19 protein-coding genes are annotated in these 21,085 nt (G+C 66.1%); 6 read left to right on the forward strand and 13 right to left on the reverse strand.

From position 1 onward, the window contains the following. Nucleotides 1–31: 31 nt before the first annotated feature. From tatC to ACVKXF_RS14650, 6 genes are read right to left on the reverse strand one after another with little or no spacing between them, the layout of a single operon-like run. Nucleotides 32–793 (reverse strand): twin-arginine translocase subunit TatC, encoded by a 762-nt coding sequence (tatC, locus tag ACVKXF_RS14625; RefSeq protein ID WP_071293195.1) that lies wholly within the window; start codon nt 791–793, stop codon nt 32–34. Nucleotides 794–849: 56 nt separating this feature from the next. Then, a complete protein-coding gene (locus ACVKXF_RS14630; RefSeq protein WP_456796166.1) occupies nt 850–1,758 on the reverse strand; it encodes a carbohydrate kinase family protein in 909 nt (302 codons plus the stop codon). A gap of 50 nt (nt 1,759–1,808) precedes the next feature. Then, nucleotides 1,809–3,239, reverse strand: coding sequence for a glycoside hydrolase family 32 protein (locus ACVKXF_RS14635; RefSeq protein ID WP_456796167.1), 1,431 nt, complete (start codon nt 3,237–3,239; stop codon nt 1,809–1,811). Further along, nucleotides 3,236–4,144, reverse strand: coding sequence for a carbohydrate ABC transporter permease (locus ACVKXF_RS14640; protein ID WP_083402920.1), 909 nt, complete (start codon nt 4,142–4,144; stop codon nt 3,236–3,238). Before ACVKXF_RS14640 ends, ACVKXF_RS14635 begins: the two co-directional genes overlap by 4 nt. Beyond that, the gene (locus ACVKXF_RS14645; RefSeq protein ID WP_456796168.1) at nt 4,141–5,088 is read right to left on the reverse strand and encodes a carbohydrate ABC transporter permease; all 948 of its coding nucleotides are present in this window, start codon (nt 5,086–5,088) and stop codon (nt 4,141–4,143) included. Before ACVKXF_RS14645 ends, ACVKXF_RS14640 begins: the two co-directional genes overlap by 4 nt. Continuing rightward, a complete protein-coding gene (locus tag ACVKXF_RS14650) occupies nt 5,088–6,494 on the reverse strand; it encodes an ABC transporter substrate-binding protein (RefSeq protein ID WP_456796169.1) in 1,407 nt (468 codons plus the stop codon). The genes ACVKXF_RS14645 and ACVKXF_RS14650 overlap by 1 nt, the downstream gene beginning before the upstream one ends. A 137-nt stretch (nt 6,495–6,631) precedes the next feature. On the opposite strand from ACVKXF_RS14650, the gene ACVKXF_RS14655 reads away from it, so the two are divergent. Together ACVKXF_RS14655 and ACVKXF_RS14660 are read left to right on the forward strand one after the other, a co-directional pair. Then, entirely contained in the window at nt 6,632–7,681 is a 1,050-nt protein-coding gene (locus ACVKXF_RS14655; protein ID WP_456796170.1) for a LacI family DNA-binding transcriptional regulator, read from the forward strand. Continuing rightward, nucleotides 7,682–9,154 carry a GH32 C-terminal domain-containing protein gene (locus tag ACVKXF_RS14660; RefSeq protein ID WP_456796171.1) on the forward strand — a complete coding sequence of 491 codons (1,473 nt, stop codon included), beginning with the start codon at nt 7,682–7,684 and terminating at the stop codon, nt 9,152–9,154. Nucleotides 9,155–9,215: 61 nt separating this feature from the next. On the opposite strand, the gene ACVKXF_RS14665 is transcribed toward ACVKXF_RS14660, so the two are convergent. From ACVKXF_RS14665 to nrdH, 6 genes are all read right to left on the reverse strand, one after another. After that, a complete protein-coding gene (locus tag ACVKXF_RS14665; protein WP_456796172.1) occupies nt 9,216–11,702 on the reverse strand; it encodes a GH32 C-terminal domain-containing protein in 2,487 nt (828 codons plus the stop codon). Between the two features lie 152 nt (nt 11,703–11,854). Further along, the gene (locus ACVKXF_RS14670; protein WP_456796173.1) at nt 11,855–12,463 is read right to left on the reverse strand and encodes a hypothetical protein; all 609 of its coding nucleotides are present in this window, start codon (nt 12,461–12,463) and stop codon (nt 11,855–11,857) included. 219 nt (nt 12,464–12,682) lie between these two features. Further along, nucleotides 12,683–13,684, reverse strand: coding sequence for a class 1b ribonucleoside-diphosphate reductase subunit beta (nrdF, locus tag ACVKXF_RS14675; RefSeq protein WP_111086559.1), 1,002 nt, complete (start codon nt 13,682–13,684; stop codon nt 12,683–12,685). A gap of 94 nt (nt 13,685–13,778) precedes the next feature. Further along, on the reverse strand, nt 13,779–15,884 hold the full coding sequence (gene nrdE / locus ACVKXF_RS14680; protein WP_456796174.1) for a class 1b ribonucleoside-diphosphate reductase subunit alpha: 2,106 nt from the start codon (nt 15,882–15,884) through the stop codon (nt 13,779–13,781). Between the two features lie 17 nt (nt 15,885–15,901). Continuing rightward, a complete protein-coding gene (nrdI, locus tag ACVKXF_RS14685) occupies nt 15,902–16,318 on the reverse strand; it encodes a class Ib ribonucleoside-diphosphate reductase assembly flavoprotein NrdI (RefSeq protein WP_071291227.1) in 417 nt (138 codons plus the stop codon). 110 nt (nt 16,319–16,428) lie between these two features. Continuing rightward, nucleotides 16,429–16,662, reverse strand: coding sequence for a glutaredoxin-like protein NrdH (nrdH, locus tag ACVKXF_RS14690; RefSeq protein WP_017886897.1), 234 nt, complete (start codon nt 16,660–16,662; stop codon nt 16,429–16,431). A 333-nt stretch (nt 16,663–16,995) separates the two neighbouring features. Here nrdH and ACVKXF_RS14695 point away from each other — a divergent pair, with 333 nt between their 5' ends. Continuing rightward, nucleotides 16,996–18,201 carry an MFS transporter gene (locus ACVKXF_RS14695; RefSeq protein ID WP_456796175.1) on the forward strand — a complete coding sequence of 402 codons (1,206 nt, stop codon included), beginning with the start codon at nt 16,996–16,998 and terminating at the stop codon, nt 18,199–18,201. 188 nt (nt 18,202–18,389) lie between these two features. Next, on the forward strand, nt 18,390–19,208 hold the full coding sequence (locus ACVKXF_RS14700) for an aldo/keto reductase (protein WP_456796176.1): 819 nt from the start codon (nt 18,390–18,392) through the stop codon (nt 19,206–19,208). 5 nt (nt 19,209–19,213) lie between these two features. Here ACVKXF_RS14700 and ACVKXF_RS14705 read toward each other — a convergent pair whose 3' ends face one another. Further along, complete coding sequence (locus ACVKXF_RS14705) at nt 19,214–19,552, reverse strand: hypothetical protein (RefSeq protein WP_456796177.1); 339 nt, start codon at nt 19,550–19,552, stop codon at nt 19,214–19,216. Between the two features lie 86 nt (nt 19,553–19,638). Here ACVKXF_RS14705 and ACVKXF_RS14710 point away from each other — a divergent pair, with 86 nt between their 5' ends. Beyond that, the gene (locus ACVKXF_RS14710; RefSeq protein ID WP_456796178.1) at nt 19,639–20,490 is read left to right on the forward strand and encodes a hypothetical protein; all 852 of its coding nucleotides are present in this window, start codon (nt 19,639–19,641) and stop codon (nt 20,488–20,490) included. 70 nt (nt 20,491–20,560) lie between these two features. Beyond that, nucleotides 20,561–21,082 carry a ribonuclease H family protein gene (locus tag ACVKXF_RS14715; protein WP_111086567.1) on the forward strand — a complete coding sequence of 174 codons (522 nt, stop codon included), beginning with the start codon at nt 20,561–20,563 and terminating at the stop codon, nt 21,080–21,082. Nucleotides 21,083–21,085: the final 3 nt, after the last annotated feature.

The raw sequence follows: 21,085 nt of genomic DNA on the forward strand, positions 1-21,085 counted from the left end.
AGTCCTTCGTGTGCAGGCGGCGAAGCGGACGCTACGTCACGGGGTGGGTGGTTGAGGAAGCGGCCGCGAGGCGGCGGGCGAGACGGCGGTCATGCAGCCAAGTGACCGCGCACGCTGCGAGGTAGAGCACGCCCATCGGAATGGCGAGGAGGAACATCGATGCGATGTCCGCCGATGGTGTGACGAGCGCGGTGAAGATGAGGATGCAGAGCACGGCGATGCGCCAGGCACCGAGGATCGCTTTCGCGGTGAGGACGCCGACGAAGTTGAGCAGGACGAGGAACACCGGCAAGACGAACGCGATACCGACGGCAAGGACGAGCTTCACGGCGAAGTCGTAGTACGCCTTCGCGTCGACGATCGAGGTGTCCTGGTGTGCGACGAAGCTGCCTAGGATCTGCACGATGTGCGGCAGGACGTACCAGCCGAACCAGCATCCGCCGAGGAAGAGCGGGATCGCGGAGCCGAGGAACCCGATTGCGTAGAGCCGTTCCTTCCGAACCAGGGCAGGAACGATGAACGCCCAGACTTGGTACAGCCAAACGGGGCTGGCGATGACGACCGCGATCGTGATCGTGATTTGAAGGCGCAGGTCGAAGGCGCCGCTGATGGCAGGGAAGTTCAGTTCCGCGGTGTGACCGCCGCCGGCGTCTGCGAGCTCGGTGACGGGTGCGCGGAGTTGGTCGAGCACGAACGGTGTGAGGAACCAGCCGATGACTGCGCAGATTGCGATGGCGAGCACCGCGCGGAAGAGCCGTTTCCGGAGCTCGTTGAGGTGCTGTCCGAGTGACATCGTTCCGGCTTCGGGGCGCTTCTGCCGCGTCGTCCCGCGCGGAACGGACGGGGCGCTCATCTGGTGGGTTCTCCAAGCGCTGCGAGCACGTCACTAGCGGTTGGTAGGTCCGCACCACGACGGCTCACTGTGATCGCCGCGGCGCTGGCGCTGATCTGGCCGAGTCGTGCCAAAGCGCTGGAGTCCAAGGCATCGAGGGTGACGATGGTGTCCTGAAGTTGCCAGATGAGGGTGGCCATGTAGGTGTCTCCGGCGCCGACCGTGTCGACGACGTCGACGCGTTTGCTGGGCACGGCAACCCGCTCTCGGGTGGTCGCAAGCGTTGCGCCGGCGGCACCGGTGGTGATGACGGCCAGCGTCACGCCGAGCTCGAGGAGACGGTCGAGGACGACGTCGACGCTGTCGCCTGGGTAGAGCCAGGCGGCGTCCTCGTCGGAGAGTTTCAGCACAGTGGCTTCTGCCGCGAGGTGCTCGAACCAGACCCGCTCAGCGGCCGCGTCTCCGAGGAGCGCGGGCCGGATGTTCGGATCGAACGAGACGATGCCGCCGGCGGCTGCGGTGCGCTGGACGAGCTCTCGCACTTTGCCCGCTCCCGGCTGCAGGAACGCGCCGATCGATCCGATGTGCAGCCATCGCGGCGTTTGCGGTAGGTGCGGCAGGTCCCATTCGATGTCGAACTCGTACGTGGGCTGGCCGTCGGGAGTGAGCCGGACTGTCGCCGCCGGGGTTCTCGTGGCCCCGAAGACGCCGGGAACCAGCCCGACCTCTGACGCGTCGAGGTGATCTGCGATCTGGTGGCCGCGCACGTCATCACCGAGCCATGTGGCGAATTCGACCGGCGCGCCGAGCCGTCCGAGACCGAGGGCGACGTTCGCGGGGCTTCCTCCGGGGATCTCCCGCGTGGCGTCGTCGTGGACGATGTCGACGAGCGCTTCTCCCGCAACGGTGATTCGATGCACAGTCATCTCCTTCGATGATCGGGACGAGTTGGTGCCGGTGGACCTGTCGGCGCCGCTCAGTCAGATCGCGCGGATCCAGCGGTGACGTCGGCGGCGGGAGCCGCAATGGTCGTGACGGTGGGCTCGAGATCCCACACCAACGCTTGGTTCGGGGCTTCCACGCTCCACGGCGGTGCTTGCGTCGGGTAGACGCGGGTGGTGATGGAGCGTCCGGCGCTGGTGAACAGTTCGACGACCGATCCGTCAAGCAGTACTCGCACTGCAGGTCGGTCCGCGGTCCGGTCGAAGGGAGCACGAATCACCGCGGGGCTCGGGTCAGCGCGGTGGTCTGTGCTGGCATGTGCCCGGTCGATGGTGAGCGTGCCCGCGTCGACGTCGATCGTGATGTCGAGGTATTCGGTCTCGGAGAAGCGCAGCCGGATGCAGCCGGTGACGGCGACAGGCAGCACGATTTCGGCTTGCGCGCCGATGCGAGCACCGTGCGCAGCCTGCGAGCTGCCGGCGCGGAGGGCGTCGATTGCGGGGTGGGGTTCGGTGCCGAGTCGACCGTTCGTGATCCACGCCCGGCGCGGCAGGGAGATCGCTCCGGACCAACCTGCCTGCTCGGTCCACTGCTCGGTCCGGCCCTCTGTGACCCACCCGAAGAGCACCGGCCCCCAGGAGCTGGTCCGCATCACGGAAGCCGCGTAGAAATGCTGCCCGTCGTCGACCTTGAACGGCGAAGGAGACCCGGTCAGCGGGATCGCGACGACGTCACCCGGGCCGTCGGCATGGGACCAGGACGCCACGATCGCAATCTCGGTGCCGTCGACGGTGAGGATCTGCGGGCACTCCCACCCCTCACCGGTGTCAATGCCGTTGACCGTGTCGCGTGCCATCGACACCAGATCGCCGACGTACGTCCAGCTGATGCCGTCCGTCGATCGGTAGTGGCGGACGGACGCGGTCTGGTTCCTGGCCGCCGCTCCGACCGCCATCGACCAGCCGTCGTCTGTCTGCCAGACGAACGGGTCGCGGAACATGGTGATCGCCTCGTCCGTGGACGGGTCTGCGACGACCTGCACGGGGGCGCCGTAGGTGGTCCCGCCGTCCGTGGACTCGGCGAGGAGCACCGACTGGAACGGGCTGTGATCCACTTTCCCGGAGTAGTAGGCGCGGACGACCCCGTCGTGCAGGACCGTGTTGCCGGACCAAGCGCCCCCGGAGTCGGCGCCACCGGGGACGGGGACAATGGCGGGGCGGTGGAGGGTCCAGTGCACCAGGTCGTCGCTGGTGGCGTGTCCCCACTCGACCGGGATCTCGAGGTCGACCTTGGGCCGCGACTGGAAGTACAGGTGCGCCTGCCCGCCGATGTCGATCGGGCCGTTCGGGTCGTTGACATACCCGCGAGGGAGTCGGACGTGGAACTGCGGGAGGTGGTGGTCGGCTGCGGTCACGGCGAGTGCGGCTTCCTGGAGTGCTGTCGGCAGGGCGTGAAGGTCGGTCATCGGGATGATCCCGCCGTGACGCCTTCAATGAAGTACCGCTGGGCGAAGATGAACAGCAGGACGCTCGGGATCATGGTGAGCACGACGCCGGCGAGCACGACGGAGATCGATCCGGTGCCGAGGTTGCCCTGGAGTCCGACGAGCCCGAGCGGGAGAGTGAACGTGTCCTGCTGGTTGAGGAAGATCAGCGGCCGGTAGTACTCGGCCCAGAAGCCGGAGAAGTTCAGGATCGCGAGCGTCGCGATCGCCGGGCTCGCCATCCGCGAGTACACGTGCCAGAACACCCCGAACTGGCTGGCACCGTCGATGCGGGCCGCCTCCCCGAGTTCCTTCGGCATCTGCATGAAGTACTGCCGCATTAGGAAGGTGCCGAACGCACTGCCGAGCGCAGGGACGATGAGCGACGCGATGGAGCCGGTCAGCCCCATGTCCTTCAGGATGACGAACACCGGGATGATGATCGTCTGGATCGGCACCATCATCGTGGCGAGGAAGATCCCGAAGATGGTGTTCTTCCCCGGGAAGCTGATCATCGCGAAGGCGTACCCGGACAAGGTGCACGTGATGGTCTGACCGACGACGATGAGCAGTGTCACCAGGACGCTGTTGACGAAGAACTGCCCGATCGGAATCTGGTTGAACACCGCCGCGTAGTTGCTGAAGTCCCAGGACAGGGGCAACCACTGCGGAGGGTTGTTGAACGACTCCGCCGGGGTGCGCAGCGATGTGGTCAGCGTCCAGAGCAGCGGTCCGAGCGCGAACACGGCGGCGATGATCAGGATGATCATGCCGAGGATGCTGCCGACCTTTGCCACCGGCTTCCGGCGCCGAACGATATGACTGACGGCGGGCTGCGCGACCGTCTCCGGAGCATGCAGCGGGTTGAGGGTGTCAGTGGTCGTCATTGGTAGAACACCAGCTTTCGTGCGGCGATGAACTGGATCCCGGTGATGATGCCGATGATCACCAGCAGCAGGATCGCGATGGCGGAGGCGAACCCGAACTGCAGGTTCTGGAACCCGGCCTGGTACATGGAGATCGTGGCGGTCGTCGTCGCGGTGCCGGGGCCGCCCTTGGTCATGATGAATGGCTGGTCGAACAGCTGCATTGCGTTGATCATCGCGATCACGGTCGCGAACAGGATCGTGGGGCTGATGAGCGGGATCTTGATCCGGAACAGGGTCCGCCAGGGCCCCGCACCGTCGATCGCTGCAGCTTCTTGCACGTCGACGGGTACCGCGAGCAGTGCGGCGACGAAGAGCACGAAGGTGAAGCCGACCTGCTGCCAGACGACCACCATCACGACCGTGACCTTCGCCCAGAAGGGATCGTTCAACCAGTGCGCGCCGGGTAGTCCGATCTCGTTCAGGTAGTAGTTGATGAGGCCGAACTTCGTGTCGAAGATGTAGCCCATGAAGATCGACACCGCCGCCGTCGAGGCCAGCAGGGGCAGGTAGAACGACGTACGGAAGAACACACGCGTGGTGTTGTGCTTTCGGTTGTTCGCCAGCACCGCCAGGAGCAGGCCGAGCGAGATTTGCAGCACGACGATCGCGATCGCGAGAGCCACGGTCACACCGAACGACGCCAGGACTGGCCCGTCGGTGAAGAGCCGCGTGTAGTTGTCGAACCCGACCCACTTCGGGCTGCTGATGACGTCCCATGAGGTGAATGAGAGTCCGAGGGAGGCGAGGATGGGGATGAGGGTGAATACGGCGACGAAGATCACCGCGAGCCCGATCATTAGGAACCCGAACGTGGACTCACGTCGGCGCGCGCGCTTGGCCGCCGGCCGGCGGGCTGCGACCTTGGCAGCCCGCCGGATGGGTGTTTCTGTTGCTGCTGTCATCACGAAGCCTGCGAGGCTGCCTTCTCGATGTCTGCCTGGAGGCCGTCGAGCGCCTTCTTGGCGTTCCCGGAGGAAATCGCCTGGGTGGTGCGCTGGTTGAGGGCCGTGGCGAGGGCGTTGTAGTACGGCGGTGCGGAGATCGGCACCGAGTTGTCGAGCTGGTCGTAGAACACCGACCAGTGCTCCGGCCCGGTGGTCTTGTACCGGTCGGCGGTCATCAGCGGCTTCTGCGCCGGAGTGGTGACGTTGCCGGGCCAGAGGGCGTCGAAGCTCTCCGGCTGCACCATGACCTTGATGACCTCGAACGCGAGGTCCTTGTTCTTCGAGGAGTTGAAGATGCCGTAGCCGCCGGCGCCGAAGAGCGACTTGTTGCTCTTCCACGTCGGGAACTCGACTACGTCGAAGCTCCCGTTCTTCATCCCGGCGTTGTGGAGACCGCCGGCCCAGAAGCCGCCGCCGATCGTCATGCCGATCCGGCCGGAGGCCATCAGGCCCTGCAGCGTTGCGCCACCGCCGACATCGGGCGAGGGCGAGGCGCCCGACTTCTGCAGGTCGATGACGTACTGCAGCGCCTCGACGGCCGCGTCCGAGTTCGCCGTCGGGTCGCCCCACTTCCAGCCGCCCTTGCGCCCAGAGACGCTGATCGGGTTGTCGGAGAACGCCTTGCTCTTCCACAGCCAGTCACCGCCGGAGTACTTGCCCTCCTCGAGGAGGTTCCCGTCGTTGGCGTAGAGGAACGACGTCCAGCTGCCCCAGAGCCGTACCACCCAGTCGAACGCGTACGTGCCGCCCCCGACCTTCGCCAGGCTCTCGGCCGACGAGTGGAAGTCGCCCATCGACCACTTGCTCGTCGGGTGGGACAGGCCGGCCTTGTCGAACAGGTCGGTCGAGTAGAACATGCTGCCCGCGTTGAAGCTGTCAGGAAGCGTGTAGAGGTGCCCCTGGTACATCGTCGACTCCAGCAGCGCCGGGTGGGCGCCGGTGAAGTACTTGTGCAGGTCCGACAGGTTCTTCGTGACGTAGTCGTCGAGAGGCGTCAGAAGGTTCTTCGACGCCAGCAGCTGCTGCCCCTCGGTTGCCACGCTGACGATGTCCGGCACGTCACCCGAGGCGATCTGCGTGAGGACCTTCGCGAGGAAGTCGTTCCAGTCGGTCCCGTTGATCGCCGTGACCTGCAGACTCGCCTTCTTGTCGAGGGCCTTGATCTTCGGCTCGATGGCCTTCTGCAGGGCCGTCGCCGCGCTCTGCTCACCGAAGTAGAGCATCTTCACCGTGCCGGAGCTGCTGCCCCCGCCGCCGGTGGTCGAGCAAGCCGCCAGCGATCCGATGCCGGCCAGCGCGAGTCCCGCGCCACCGAACTTGAACAGCGTGCGCCGGTCGATCGGGGTGCTGAATCCGTTCGCCATGGGTCGCTCCTCTCTGAGCGATCGTGACCCCGCTAGGTCGGGGCCAATACGTATTTGCAGGGCGAGCGTACACAGCATGCGGAGCGGACGCAATACGTATTTGCTTCTGGCATGATGATGGCAACGGAGGAGGCTCAATGGCGAACCGCAAGCGCACAACGCAGTCACAGCGCGTCACCATGAAGGACGTCGCGCGCCACGCTGGCGTGTCCCAGCCGACGGTGTCGTTCGTCCTTAACGATCGCCGGGACGTTTCAATCGCTGCTGAGACGCGCACTCGTGTCCTCGAGGCCGCGAAGGAGCTGAACTTCCAGCCCAACCGGGCGGCGCAGTCGCTGCGATCGAATCGGTCCTACACAGTTGGTGTGATCGCCGATCGGCTTGTCTCCCAGCCCTACGCGGGTCACATCGTGCTCGGCGTGCAGCAGGCCGTGCAGGAGGCCGGATACGTGTGCTTCGTGGTCGAGACCGCGCAGACGTCCGACGGAGGCAAAGCTGCCGTCGAGAACCTCGTTCAGCAAGGAGTCGCTGGCCTGGTCTACGCAGCGCCCGGGCCCGAGTACGTCACCCCGGTTGCCGGACTCGACGCGGTCCCAACGGTCTTCGTCAACTGCTTCCCACCCGAGGACGCACCCGCAGTCACCGTGCTCGCCGACGAGTACCAGGGCGGGTACGACGTCGCCGCCGCCGTCTTCGCAGCCGGCCACACCACCGTCGCCTTCCTCGGCGGCCCTGAGGACGACTACGCCTGCCAAGAACGAAAGCGCGGACTCGAGCGCGCCGCCGCCGACGCGGGCATCCCGTCGACACAGATCAGGATCACGTTCGGCACCTTCCAGGTGGGATCCGGCTATGACCTCGCGGTCGAGGCCCTCGACGACGTGGCCATCCGTCCGACGGCGATCATCTGCGGAAACGACCGCATGGCGGTCGGCGCTCTGATGGCTGCTCAGGCACTGGGAATGCGATGCCCGGAGGACATCAGCATCGTCGGCTTCGACGACCAACCCGACCTCGCCGACCAGATGCACCCACCGCTCACCACCGTCGCGCTGCCGCACCAGCAGATGGGCTTTGAAGCCGGAACTCTGCTGCTAGCGGAGGCGGAACAGCCCGGCCGACACCTCGTGCCCTGCGAATACGTCGCCCGCAGCTCGCTTGCGGCCCCACGACCCGAAGGAACTTGAATGACGCTCCCGTCCAGCACCCATTTCCGCCCCCCGAACGGCTACGTCGGCGACGTCATCCCGTTTGAACACGAAGGCACCGCGTGGTTGTTCTACCTGCTCGACGAACGGCCGGACGCTCCGCCGCTCAAGCGAGCAACGGGCATGCCCTGGGCGGTCGTGACCACAACCGACTTCGTCACCTTCACCGACAAGGGCGTGGTACTGCCCTCCGGCGGCCCCGACGCGAGCGACTTTGACTGCTACACCGGCAGCGTTGTTCGTGATGAGGAGGGAACGCTGCACTTGTTCTACACGGGGCACAATCCCCGTATCAAGACCGGACCCGATGGCGGCTTCAAGGACGCGCAGGTTGTCGCGCACGCGACGTCATCCGGTGATCTGACCGACTGGACCAAGCATCCCGAGTGGGACTTCCCCGCACTCGCTGGCTACTCCCCCGAAGACTGGCGAGACCCTTTCGTCTTCCGTCCCAATGCCGACCGGCCCTGGCAGATGCTCCTCGCCACTCGGCGACCGGACGAGCCGTATCGGCGTTCCGGCGTCGTGGCACGGCTCGAGTCTGACGACCTCATCACCTGGCGAGACGCTGACCCCATCTGGGAACCACACCGCTTCATCACCCAGGAGTGCCCTGACGTGTTCCAGTGGGGCGAGTGGTGGTACCTCGTGTACTCGGAGTTCTCCGACGCGTTCTGCACCCGCTACCGCATCGCGAAGTCACCGGACGGCCCATGGTTTGCGCCGGCTGATGACACCGTCGACGGCCGAGCCTTCTACGCCGCGAAGACCGTCGCACTCGACGACCAGCGGTACTTCGTCGGGTGGATCGCGTCCAAGGAAGACCAGCGGGATGGCGGCGCGTGGCAGTGGGCCGGGACCATGGCCACACTGCAAGCCCACCAGCGGACGGACGGGTCGCTGCGGTTCGACCTCCCCGACGGCATCAAGGCGGCATACACCGAGGAGATCGATCTCACGGCACACCTCGAACCGGTCAACGGTGCTGCAGCGACCGTGGGCGCTGGCGCAGCGACCCGGTACGCGTCCTGGGTCGGGCCCGAGCTCCCGACCGAGGCGCTCCTGGCGGTGGACCTGACACTCGACGCAGACACCAGGTCGTTCGGCGTACTCCTGCGTACCAGCGACGACGGCGAAGAGGGCTACGCCCTGCGCTTCGAGCCGGATCGGAACCGGCTCGTGCTGGACCGCTGGCCGCGCGGCAGCACTGGCACCGAGCAGTGGCAGATCCTCGGCGACGTTCCGCACGCCGTCGAGCTCGAGCGCCCGGTGGAGCTCGCCCCAGGCGCGCATCACCTCGAGGTGCAGTTGGACGGGGACATCTGTGTCGCCATCGTCGACGGGGCCGTCGCGTTGAGCACGCGTCTCTACGATCGCCCCGCGGGGCGCGTCGGTGTCTTCGCGCAGGACGGCGCGTTCACCCTTGATCGTCTGACGGTCAGTACTCGCTAGCGCCAGCATCGACGAAGTGCGCCTGCCCCGGATCGCGGGCAGGCGCACTTCGTTCGTTGCGCTACTTCCAGATCGACTTGAGGTTCCAGGCTCGGAGGTCGTCGACGCGGGCTGTACCACCCGTAGCGAAAGCGCTGACACCGGTGCTGGTCGAGTCCGGGAAGATCTGGTCGGTGAGGACCACTTGGCCGTTCGCGCCGAACACCTCGATCGAAGAGGCGTCAACCAGGATCCGTAGATCCAAGCCACCGCGGGTCAACTGCAGCGGCGCATCGCTGCGTGATGCGAACGCGCTGCTGAAGGCCACGTTCCCAGAGCGGGTGCGATCGATGAACACCGTTCCGGTGCTCGTGTCGTACCCAACCTGCGTGTACTGTCCGGCACCAGTTCGCACGTTGAGGCCGAAGGTCTTCGCCGAACCTGCGGTGAGGTGGGCCTGCACATCGAGAGTCTGGCCTGTCACCGGGAGCGCTGTCGTCGTGTTCGCGACAGAGACGTTCTTCACCCGCGCAGGACGACCCGCGTGCAGCTTGTCGATACCGTCGACGGGCTGTTCGACGATCTTGAGCTTCCCATCGATGGTCCGCAGTGACAGGGCGCGCGGGAACGTCTCGGCGCCCTGCCATGGGGACGTCGGCACGTTTGAGGCGTACGCCCAGTTGTTCATCCAGGCGATGGCGATGCGCTCCCCGTTGGGGGCGTTCTCCCACGTGTTCTCCGCGTAGAAGTCAGCCCCGTAGTCCAACCAGTTGGCACGCTGGTACCGGGTCAATGCCGGCGCATCGCTCTGCGTGAACCCGTCGGCGAGGATGTGGCCCCATCCGCCGGTGGCGTTGTCAACGATCTGGAGCTGCGCTTGCCTGCCGCGCAGGTCGGCGATGTTCCACGACGTCCAATCCAGCGTCTCGCTGTTTGCACCGGTCGCAGTGCGAACAGCCTTCCCGTCGACGAGGAGGTTCACCGTGGTCTGCGTGTCCCAGGGAGCGGCTTTCTGGTCCGCGGCGATGATCTGCCCAACCATGAGGTGACCCCAGCCGCCCGTGCCGTCGTTGTCGTCGACAACCTGAATCTGCGCGTCCTTACCTTGGTACGCCGTGGCGTCGAGGCTTGCCCATCGAAGCGTCCCGGTGCCGTCGCTGGTGACTGACTGCACGACCTTGCCGTCAACGATCAGGTTGACGGCCGTGGGGTTCGCCTGTCCCCACGGGTGGTCGCCGCCGGCGATCTGCAGGTCGATGTAGGGCTTCGTGACCGTGAACGTCGGCGACGTGACCGTGCCGGTCCCGGCATCCCCATCCGGGGTGAACGTGTCCAGCACCGAGCTGCCGATCTGGTTCGGCAGTGATTCCTTTGTCGGCCCGGCGCCGATGAAGGAACCGGTCGCGGTCCAACCCTCACCGTAGGTGGGGCCGGCGAAGTCAGCGAGGACAGATCCGCTCGGAACCGTCCCTGCTGGAACGGAGCCTGGGATAGCGGGGTTGTTGCCTCCGCCGACGAGGAAGTTCAGGCGCGCTTTGTTGAGCGTGAACGGTGCCGAGGTGAGCGTCCCGGTTGCTCCGTCACCCCCGTTGTAGCTGTCAACGAGGTACTTGCCCTGGAAGCCTGCGACGGCCTGCTGGTCAGGGAGGGCGCCGGCTGCGGGTGCCGCGCCGAACGCGGAGCCGGTCGCGGTCCAGCCCGCGTAGGTTCCCGACTCGAAGTCGGCCACTGTCGCGCCGGCTGGAGCGGTGTAGGTCGCCGGGCCATCCGGGGTGAACGATGTACCGTCGAACTGCCCGGTGAAGTACTGGACACCTGTGCTGCCGACACTGACGCTGAGCACCCACTTCATCTGCCGCTTGTTGCCATCCACGGGCAGTGCGTAGAGGTCGGGCATCTCCCAGACGCCGCTGGTTGCGCCGCGCGGACCGAAGTCGCTGGCGTGTGTCCACGACTTCAGGTCCTTCGACGTGTAGAAGGCGATTTTGTACTGATCGGAGAGGGTGACCGCCATCACCCACTCCTTCTTCGGCGCGTACCAGAACACCTTCGGGTCGCGGAAGTTCGTCGACTGGAGGTCGAGGACCGGATTGCCGGCGTACCGCGTCCACGTGCGGCCGTGATCGGTGCTGTATGCCAGCGACTGCGACTGGATGCCGGTTCCGGCCTGGACGCTGGTGTAGAACGCCACCATGGCTGGGTTCTTCTTGGTTCCGAAGCCGCTGGTGTTGCCGTTGTCGACAACCGCTCCCCCGCTGAAGAACGCGTTGCTACCCGGGTCTGGCTCAGGCCCCTTCACCGGGATGTTCTCCCAGTGGACCAGGTCTTTGCTCACTGCTCCCTCCCACGTGCCGTAGCTGAACAGGTAGTAGAGCCCGTCGTCGTAGACGAGGCCGTTCGGGTCCCCGATCCAGCCGGACGGTAGTGAGTAGTGGGACTGGGGCCGGTACGTCTCGTGGTACTGGCTGGTATCGGCCGAGCTCGCTGTCGCGGTCACGGTCGCGAGAACCAGCGCCCCCGATATCGCTGCCGCCGCGATCACGCTGATGCGTTGAAGTGGTCGAAACATGTCGCTTGGAGCCTTCCTCTCTGAAGACCATCGAGCTAATACGTATTAGCACCGCCTAGTTATTCATCCTGCACGCGGCGGGCTACCTGGTCAAGGCATAACGCACGCGAAGGCGACATCTCGTGCAGCGTCCGATCGGCTACCGAGACGCCTCAGTCGTCGTCGTCGTCAACAGAAATCCATTCGACGGATCCGTCCCAGACTCCGGTGACGTGCCCAAAGAGAAGAGGACGCCACATGTTCGTTCGGCCGAGGAGGTAGCCCCGCGCAGCTTGCAGACGCCAGGTGGCCGACACGATCTGCTCAACCAGCTCGACGGCATGATGGAGGGAGACCACCTCAGCGGCCGGCGCGCCACCCTTCTTGTCGCGCGCGAGCCTCATTCGCAGCCGTTGGTCGTCGCCTTTCGATCCGACAACTGTCGGATAAGAATCGTCGTCTGCTGCGATCTTGTCGACGAGCATGTCGTGGACGTACCGGTTCCGCTCGTTCCAGGCATGGTCAGCCTCGCCCAGAACAGCCGCGACCGCAGCTCGAGTGGTGTCGTCTGCGATGGCGGGAAGAAGCTCCCGGCAGTCGGTGATGCTCTTGTTCCACGGCGGGGCCGCCTCCAGCGCGGCGTCCGGCTCCGCCTGGCCGCGCATGATTGCCAGCAGTGCTCGCAGCCGCGCATCCATGCTCACGGACTCAACGACAATCTTGCCGACGACATAGACCCACCGATTAGGAGCGGAGAGTCGAGGCAGGCCTTCGAGATTCACCTGGACAGACTTGCACGTCGCCGCGGTGTCGGCGCTCGTTCGTACCGCCGTCTCGGTAGCCGGTCGGCCAGCGAACGCACTGCTCCACGCGTGAGCAGGTGGACAAACCCTGTCTCACATAGCCCGTCCGCGCTTCATCTCAGTGACGGGCGGACATGCGGACGCAGAAACGCCCCGCCAGCCGAAGCCAGCGGGGCGTCCCCACGAGTCAAACCAGGATCAGAAGTCCCAGTCCTCGTCCTCAGTCTTCTCCGCCTTGCCGATGACGTACGACGACCCGGACCCCGAGAAGAAGTCGTGGTTCTCGTCCGCGTTCGGCGACAGCGCCGACAGGATCGCCGGGTTCACGTCCGTCGTCTCCTTGGGGAACATCGGCTCGTAGCCCAGGTTCATCAGCGCCTTGTTGGCGTTGTAGTGCAGGAACTTCTTGACGTCCTCGGTCAGCCCGACCTGGTCGTAGAGGTCCTGCGTGTACTGCACCTCGTTCTCGTAGAGCTCGAAGAGCAGGTTGAACGTGTAGTCCTTGATCTCCTGCTTGCGCTCTTCGGAAGCGCCCTCGAGACCCTTCTGGAACTTGTACCCGATGTAGTACCCATGGACGGCTTCGTCGCGGATGATCAGGCGGATCAGGTCGGCGGTGTTGGTGAGCTTCGCGCGCGAGGACCAGTACATCGGCAGGTAGAAGCCGGAGTAGAACAGGAACGACTCGAGCAGCGTCGAGGCGACCTTGCGCTTCAAGGGGTCGTCACCGGTGTAGTAGTCGAGGACGATCTGGGCCTTCTTCTGCAGGTTCACGTTCTCGGTGGACCAGCGGAAGGCGTCGTCGATCTCAGGCGTCGAGGCGAGCGTCGAGAAGATCGACGAGTAGCTCTTCGCGTGCACCGACTCCATGAACGCGATGTTCGTGTAGACGGCTTCTTCGTGCGGGGTGATCGCGTCGGGGATCAGGCTGATCGCGCCGACGGTGCCCTGGATGGTGTCGAGCAGCGTCAGGCCGGTGAAGACCCGCATGGTGAGCTGCTGCTCTGCCGGCGTCAGCGTGTTCCACGACTGCACGTCGTTCGAGAGCGGCACCTTCTCGGGGAGCCAGAAGTTGTTGACCAGCCGGTTCCAGACCTCGACGTCCTTGTCGTCCTGGATGCGGTTCCAGTTGATGGCACTGACCGAGCTGATCAGCGGGATGGACTTGCCCGTGGCGTGGACCGGGTCGGTGAGGGTCATGGGATTGTCTTCCGGATTCGAGATGGTGATCTGATGACGGACTGGAGGCGCGGGGCGGGGCCCGCCCCGCGCCTCCAGGAAGAGAGCAGCAGCTCTACAGCATGCAGCTGACGCAGCCCTCGACCTCCGTGCCCTCCAGCGCGAGCTGGCGGAGACGGATGTAGTAGATCGTCTTGATGCCCTTGCGCCATGCGTAGATCTGGGCCTTGTTGATGTCACGCGTGGTGGCGGTGTCCTTGAAGAACAGCGTCAGGGACAGGCCCTGGTCCACGTGCTGCGTCGCCGCGGCGTACGTGTCGATGATCTTCTCGGCACCGATCTCGTACGCGTCCTGGTAGTAGTCCAGGTTGTCGTTCGTCATGAACGGCGCCGGGTAGTAGACGCGGCCGAGCTTGCCTTCCTTGCGGATCTCGATCTTCGACGCGATCGGGTGGATCGACGACGTCGAGTGGTTGATGTACGAGATCGAACCGGTCGGCGGGACGGCCTGCAGGTTCTGGTTGTAGATGCCGTGCTCCTGGACGGACGCCTTCAGCGCCTTCCAGTCCTCCTGCGTCGGGATCGTGATGTTCGCGTTGTCGAACAGCGAGGCAACACGAGCGGTCGCGGGGGTCCACGCCTGGTCGGTGTACTTGTCGAAGAACTCACCCGACGCGTACTTCGAGTCGCGGAACCCGTCGAAGGTCTCGCCGGTCTCGATCGCGATCTTGTTCGACGCACGCAGGGCGTGGAACAGCACCGTGTAGAAGTAGATGTTCGTGAAGTCGATGCCCTCTTCGGAGCCGTAGTAGACGCGCTCACGAGCGAGGTAGCCGTGCAGGTTCATCTGGCCGAGGCCGATGGCGTGCGACTTGTCGTTGCCGTCCTCGACGCTCCGCACCGAGGTGATGTGCGACATCTGCGAGACCGAGGTCAGGCCGCGGATGGCCGTCTCGATGGTCTTGCCGAAGTCGGGCGAGTCCATCGTCAGCGCGATGTTCAGCGAGCCGAGGTTGCAGGAGATGTCCTTGCCGATCTCCTTGTAGGACAGGTCCTCGTTGAAGGTCGTCGGGGTGTTGACCTGCAGGATCTCCGAGCACAGGTTGGACATGTTGATCCGACCCTTGATCGGGTTGGCCTTGTTCACCGTGTCCTCGAACACGATGTACGGGTAGCCCGACTCGAACTGGATCTCGGCGATGGTCGTGAAGAAGTCACGCGCCTTGATCTTCGTCTTCTTGATGCGCGAGTCGTCGACCATCGCGCGGTAGTTCTCGGAGATCGGGACGTCGCCGAAGGGGACGCCGTAGACCTTCTCGACGTCGTACGGCGAGAACAGGTACATGTCCTCGTTGTTCTTCGCGAGTTCGAACGTGATGTCCGGCACGACGACGCCGAGGGACAGCGTCTTGATGCGGATCTTCTCGTCGGCGTTCTCGCGCTTGGTGTCGAGGAACTTCATGATGTCCGGGTGGTGGGCGCTGAGGTAGACCGCACCGGCACCCTGACGCGCACCGAGCTGGTTCGCGTAGGAGAAGGAGTCTTCCAGCAGCTTCATCACGGGGATGATGCCCGAGGACTGGTTCTCGATCTGCTTGATCGGGGCGCCGGCCTCGCGGATGTTGGAGAGGAGCAGGGCCACGCCGCCGCCGCGCTTCGAGAGCTGCAGCGAGGAGTTGATGCCGCGCGAGATCGACTCCATGTTGTCCTCGATGCGGAGCAGGAAGCAGGAGACGAGCTCGCCGCGCTGTGCCTTCGCCGTGTTGAGGAACGTGGGGGTCGCGGGCTGGAAGCGGCCAGCGACGATCTCTTCGACCAGGTCGATGGCGAGCTGCTCGTTGCCCTGGGCCAGGCCGAGGGCGGTCATGACGACGCGGTCCTCGAAGCGCTCGAGGTAGCGCTTGCCGTCGAACGTCTTGAGCGTGTAGCTCGTGTAGTACTTGAACGCGCCGAGGAACGTCTGGAACCGGAACTTCTTCGAGTACGCCAGGTCGTTGAGTCGCTGGATGAAGTCCAGCGAGTACATGTCGATCGTGGCTTTTTCGTAGTACTCGTTCTCGACCAGGTAGTCGAGCCGCTCCTTCAGGTTGTGGAAGAAGACGGTGTTCTGGTTGACGTGCTGCAGGAAGAACTGCTTGGCGGCCTCACGATCCTTGTCGAACTGGATGTTCCCGTCCGCGTCGTAGAGGTTGAGCATCGCGTTGAGGGAGTGGTAGTCCATCCCCGTCTGCGGCGACGTCAGATCGACGTCTGCAACTGCTGCGTCCAAAATGCATCCAATCCTGAGTTGACCGCCGACACGTCGTCAGGGGTCCCGAAGAGTTCGAATCTGTAGAGAAGGGGGACGTTGCACTTCCGTGCGATGACGTCCCCTGCCAGGCCGTAGGCCTCGCCGAAGTTCGTGTTGCCGCCGACGACCACACCGCGGATGAGCGAGCGGTTGTGCGCGTCGTTGAGGAACTTGATGACCTGCTTGGGGACCGCACCCTCGCCGTTGCCGCCACCGTAGGTGGGCAGGAACAGGACGTAGGGCTCGTCCACGTGGAGGAAGGGTTCGCTCGGGTAGAGCGGGATCCGGTCCGCGTCGCGGCCGAGCTTCTCGACGAAGCGTGCGGTGTACCCGGACACGCTCGAGAAGTAGACCAATCGGCTCATGGTGCGCTCCTGTGGTGAAGGTGCGGAACAGGCGGACCGGAGGGTGTCCTACGGGCGGTTGCCGGGCCTCCTGAACGGAACCGGGTGACCGCCCACAGGACGGGAGGCGACTACGCCAGTTCGGCGCTGAGCGTCGCGATCTTGTCGGGGCGGAAGCCCGACCAGTGGTCGTCGTCCGTGACGACGACGGGGGCCTGCATGTAGCCGAGGCTCTTGACGTGCTCGAGCGCTGCTTCGTCCGTGGAGACGTCGTGCACTTCGTACTCGATGCCCTTGTTGTCGAGGGCCCGGTACGTCGCGGTGCACTGGACGCAGGACGGCTTGGTGTAGACGGTGACGGCCATGTTCTCCCCTGGTTTCTGGGCCTGATTCCAGGTCCGAAGTTCGTGTGCGGTGCTGAGGACGACGCTACTACATGTTGTGCCAGGCGGACCCGTCGACCACAAGAGAAAGTGTTACACGCCTGTAGTTTCCACAACCCGATCCACAGACTGTGGATTCCCGGAGGCCCGGTTTTCCGCCACTCTCGCACCCACCACCGACACTCTCCACAAGCTGTGGACGGAAGTTCTCGACACCTCCCGTCGGCGTGTCTGAGAACGGTGTCGACGAGGACCTCCTCCACACCTCCCCCGGACGGGTGACACCCCGTTCCGTCCGGTCCGTACACTCGTCTCGTGAGCACGTACGGCCCCCTCCTGAAGACCCCCGGCGTGGGTCGCGTCATCGCTGCACAGCTCACCGCGCGCTTCCCGTTCGGGATGCTGTCGCTGGCCTACCTGCTGCACGTCGAACACGTCTTCCACTCCTACGGCGCCGCCGGTCTGGTGCTCGCGACGACGAGTGTCGGGCAGGCGCTGGCCGGTCCGCTGACGAGCCGGTGGATGGGCAGCTGGGGCATGCGCCCCGTCCTCATCCTGACGAGCATCGTCGCGCTCGTGAGCATGGGGGTCATCGGCTTCGTGCTCATGCCACTCTGGGGCTACGTGGTGGTCGGGTTCCTCGGCGGTCTCGCGGTCCCGCCCGTGCAGCCGGCGGTGCGCACCATCTACCCCAAGATGGTGACCTCATCGCAGCTCACTCCCCTCTTCTCCCTCGACGCCAGCGCCCAGGAACTCATCTGGGTCGCCGGCCCGGTCATCACCACGTTCGTCGCGACCCAGATCGGGACGGTCGAGGCGATCGTCGTCGCCATGGTCTTCCTCGTCGTCGGCGGCACGTGGTTCATCGCCTCCCCCGAGCTCGGCCGTGTCCGCATCCCCCGCTCGAAGCGCGCGTTCGGCGTGGTCCTGAAGCGCCCGTCGGTCGTCGTCGCCACCCTGACCGGTCTGCTGCTCATCGGGGCGTGCGCCGCGGTCGAGGCCAGCGTCACCAGCGTCTTCGGCGAGGGCAGCCCGAACGCCGGCATCGTCCTGGCCGTCTTCGCGGTCGGGTCGCTGTTCGGTGGCCTGGCGTTCGGCCACCGTCCGATCTCCCCCAACACCCTGTGGACGCGCATGGCCATCGTCTTCGTCGGTCTCGCACTCGCCCTGGGCGGCACGAACTTCTGGTGGCTCTGCCTCGCCCTCGTCATCGCGGGCATCGGCATCGCGCCGGCCCTCGCGGTGATGTTCGGTTCGGTGTCCGCCACGGTCAAGTTCTCCGACACGGCCGAGGCCTACGGCTGGATGGGCACCGGCCAGCTCATCGGTGCCGCCGGCGGTTCGGCGATCGCCGGCTTCCTGATCGACGGCAGCGGCCCCGTCGGTGGCTTCACCGTCGGCGCCGTGATGGCCGGCCTGGGCGTGCTGCTCCCCCTGGCGATGCGCAGCTGGCTGCCCGACCTGCGCGGCCGTGACGCCAGCCCCCTCCCCGACACCGAGCCGGTGCACCTGCCGACCTGAGCGTGCGGTTTCGGGCATACCTTGTCGAAACGGGCGTACCTGGTCGGGAGTTCCGACCAGGTACGCCCGTTTCCACTTGCCATCGCAGCCGGTGTGGGAAGGAACGTGCGCCCGGGACGCGGGTCGCGTTCTCCACAGACGACCGGGAGGCCCGGCGCGCGCCCGCCACGCACCGGCAGGATGGGTGCATGGTCAGTTCACTTCCCCTCCGCGACGGCGCCGCGATCCCCGCGATCGGGTTCGGCGTCTACAAGGTCGACGACACCGAGGCCGAGACGGCGGTCGGTCTCGCGCTCGACGCCGGCTACCGCCATGTCGACACCGCCGAGATGTACGGCAACGAGACCGGCGTCGGGAAGGCGATCCGGGCCTCCGGACTGAACCGTGACGACGTCTTCGTGACGACCAAGGTGTGGAACGACCACCAGGGGCACGACGCGACCCTGCGGGCTTTCGACGGCAGCCTCGAGCGGCTCGGGCTCGACGCGGTCGACCTCTACCTCATCCACTGGCCCGCCGCGGCGAACGACCGCTACGTCGAGACCTGGCGCGCGCTCGTCGAACTGCGCGACTCCGGTCGGGCGCGGAGCATCGGGGTCTCGAACTTCCAGGTGCCGCACCTGCAACGACTCATCGACGAGACGGGCGAGGTCCCGGCGCTGAACCAGGTCGAACGGCACCCGTGGCTCCCCCAGCACGAGCTCGTCGCGTTCCACCAGCAGCACGACATCGTCACCGGGGCCTGGTCGCCACTCGGACGCGGACGGCTGATCGACGAACCGGTCCTCACCGGCATCGCGGACGCCCACGGGGTGAGCGTCGCACAGGTCCTCGTCCGGTGGAACGTGCAGCAGGGGGTCGTGGTGCTGCCGAAGTCGGTGACGCCCTCGCGGATCCGGTCGAACCTCGATGTCGACGGCTTCGTGCTCAGCGACGACGAGCTCGCGGCGATCGCCACGCTCGAGTCCGGGCAGCGAACGGGCTCGCACCCCGACTCGGTGTCGTAGCCGAGCTAGCCCCGGCGGTCCTCCTCGGACTGCCACGGCAGGTGCAGGGCACCGGGCTCGGGTTCGACGTCACCGGCATCGTCAGCGCCACCGGTGCCCGGTGCGGCGATGACCTTCGACGGATCGATGCCGTCCGCACGCAGGTCGGCGTCGTCGCGCTGCTTCGTCTGCGACGCGTCCATCTCGCGCTCGCTCGACGGGCTGTACGCGGTGTCGGCCGCCCGCTGCTCGCGCTCGCTGACCCCGTCGACGTCGTCGCTGTGGGCGGCGTCACGCAGTGCGTCGGTGCGTGCACGATCGTCGGACGGCTCGGGGCCGGGGGCCTGGGGGATGCTGTCGCTCATGCCCCCGGACGGTAGTCCGTGTGCCCCGAGTGACAGTTCGGTCACGACGGTCGGTCGTGCTCGACCCCGGCGGTACGCTCACCGACGTGGGGGGAACGATGAGACGGAAGCGGACCGCGGCGAGCGCGGTCGTCGGCACGGCACTGGTCGGGCTGCTGCTGACGGGCTGCACGGCGTTCGGCGGGGAGGACCCCCTGCCGAAGCCGACCCGACAGGCGGCCGAGCGCACGGCGGAGCCGATCCCCGATCCGACGCTCACGACCGAACAGGTCGACGACGACCCGGACGAGGTCGAGCAGGTCCTGCCCACGGGCACGGTCGCTGCGGAGACCGACGTCACGTCCCCGAGCGGTGACACGAGCATCCACGTCCGCATCGTTGCGAACGACAGCGGCACGTTCACCGCGCAGCTCTCCGGCTACCGCACGACCAACCCGCAGCAGATGAGCCTGCAGTTCCGCCACCGGCACGCGAGCCCGCTCGACGGCGGTGACGCCTCGGCGCGGGACACGACCGAGTGGACCGCCGCCTCCGGCCCGCCGAAGACCGTGGTGATGAACGACGCCGGTGCACGACCGGACTACCTGCGCAGTGTCGTCCTCGTCCCCGCGTCGGTGCCGGACGAAGACCCGTCGAAGCGCCCGTGGGTCGGATCGGTGCTCGCCGCCGCTGACCTCACGTGGACGATCCCGAACCCCTACCCGGACCTGCGGGTCACCGTGGGCGAGGACCGACCGGGGGCGTATGGCATCGTCACGCAGGCCGACGGCAGCCCGGCCGGCTACCTGGTGGCCCACGGTGACGAGCTCTCGACCGTCGCCGAGCGGTTCGGCATCACACCGGCCGAGGTGCAGTGGCTCAACCCGTACATGAAGCCGCGCGCCGACGACTGGCTGCTCGAGGGCAACACGCTGAACATCGATCCCGCGCGCCGCTGACCTCGGCGCGGACGGCACGCGACCGTCCGTTACGCTCGACGGGCACCAGCCCCGACCAGGAGGTCCCCTCGTGACGATCGTCGCCGCAGCAGACGGCTCAGCCCTCGGCAACCCTGGCCCCGCCGGCTGGGCCTGGTACGTCGACGACGACCGCTGGGCCGCCGGTGGCTGGCCCCGGGCAACGAACAACATCGGCGAACTCACGGCCGTCCTGCAGTTGCTCCGCGCGACGAAGGACACCGGCGAACCGCTGCACATCCTGTGCGACAGCCAGTACGCCATCAAGGCCTGCACCGAGTGGCTCGCAGGGTGGAAACGGAAGAACTGGCGCAAGGCCGACGGCAAGCCGGTCATGAACGTCGAGATCATCAAGGAGCTCGACGCCGAACTGCAGGGCCGCAAGGTCACGTTCGAGTGGGTCCGTGGCCACGTCGGTCACGAGATGAACGAGGCCGCCGACGTCCGCGCCCGTGGTGCCGCCACCGCGTACCAGAACCACACCGACGTGCCGCACGGTCCGGGCTGGCCCGGAGTCGAGGTCACCGAGCCGTCCGCACTGCCCGAGGCGACCCCGCCGGCCACACTCTTCTGACCG

The sequence above is a fragment of the Curtobacterium sp. PvP017 genome (assembly GCF_054060195.1).

Coding starts and splice junctions, on each gene's coding strand:
- ACVKXF_RS14630 (WP_456796166.1), bottom strand. CDS start 1,758: ATGACTGTGCATCGAATCACCGTTGCGGGAGAAGCGCTCGTCGACATC.
- ACVKXF_RS14645 (WP_456796168.1), bottom strand. CDS start 5,088: ATGACAGCAGCAACAGAAACACCCATCCGGCGGGCTGCCAAGGTCGCA.
- nrdE (WP_456796174.1), bottom strand. CDS start 15,884: ATGGACTACCACTCCCTCAACGCGATGCTCAACCTCTACGACGCGGAC.
- ACVKXF_RS14665 (WP_456796172.1), bottom strand. CDS start 11,702: ATGTTTCGACCACTTCAACGCATCAGCGTGATCGCGGCGGCAGCGATA.
- nrdI (WP_071291227.1), bottom strand. CDS start 16,318: ATGAGCCGATTGGTCTACTTCTCGAGCGTGTCCGGGTACACCGCACGC.
- tatC (WP_071293195.1), bottom strand. CDS start 793: ATGTCACTCGGACAGCACCTCAACGAGCTCCGGAAACGGCTCTTCCGC.
- ACVKXF_RS14705 (WP_456796177.1), bottom strand. CDS start 19,552: ATGAGCGACAGCATCCCCCAGGCCCCCGGCCCCGAGCCGTCCGACGAT.
- nrdH (WP_017886897.1), bottom strand. CDS start 16,662: ATGGCCGTCACCGTCTACACCAAGCCGTCCTGCGTCCAGTGCACCGCG.
- ACVKXF_RS14650 (WP_456796169.1), bottom strand. CDS start 6,494: ATGGCGAACGGATTCAGCACCCCGATCGACCGGCGCACGCTGTTCAAG.
- ACVKXF_RS14655 (WP_456796170.1), top strand. CDS start 6,632: ATGGCGAACCGCAAGCGCACAACGCAGTCACAGCGCGTCACCATGAAG.
- ACVKXF_RS14660 (WP_456796171.1), top strand. CDS start 7,682: ATGACGCTCCCGTCCAGCACCCATTTCCGCCCCCCGAACGGCTACGTC.
- ACVKXF_RS14700 (WP_456796176.1), top strand. CDS start 18,390: ATGGTCAGTTCACTTCCCCTCCGCGACGGCGCCGCGATCCCCGCGATC.
- ACVKXF_RS14640 (WP_083402920.1), bottom strand. CDS start 4,144: ATGACGACCACTGACACCCTCAACCCGCTGCATGCTCCGGAGACGGTC.
- ACVKXF_RS14635 (WP_456796167.1), bottom strand. CDS start 3,239: ATGACCGACCTTCACGCCCTGCCGACAGCACTCCAGGAAGCCGCACTC.
- nrdF (WP_111086559.1), bottom strand. CDS start 13,684: ATGACCCTCACCGACCCGGTCCACGCCACGGGCAAGTCCATCCCGCTG.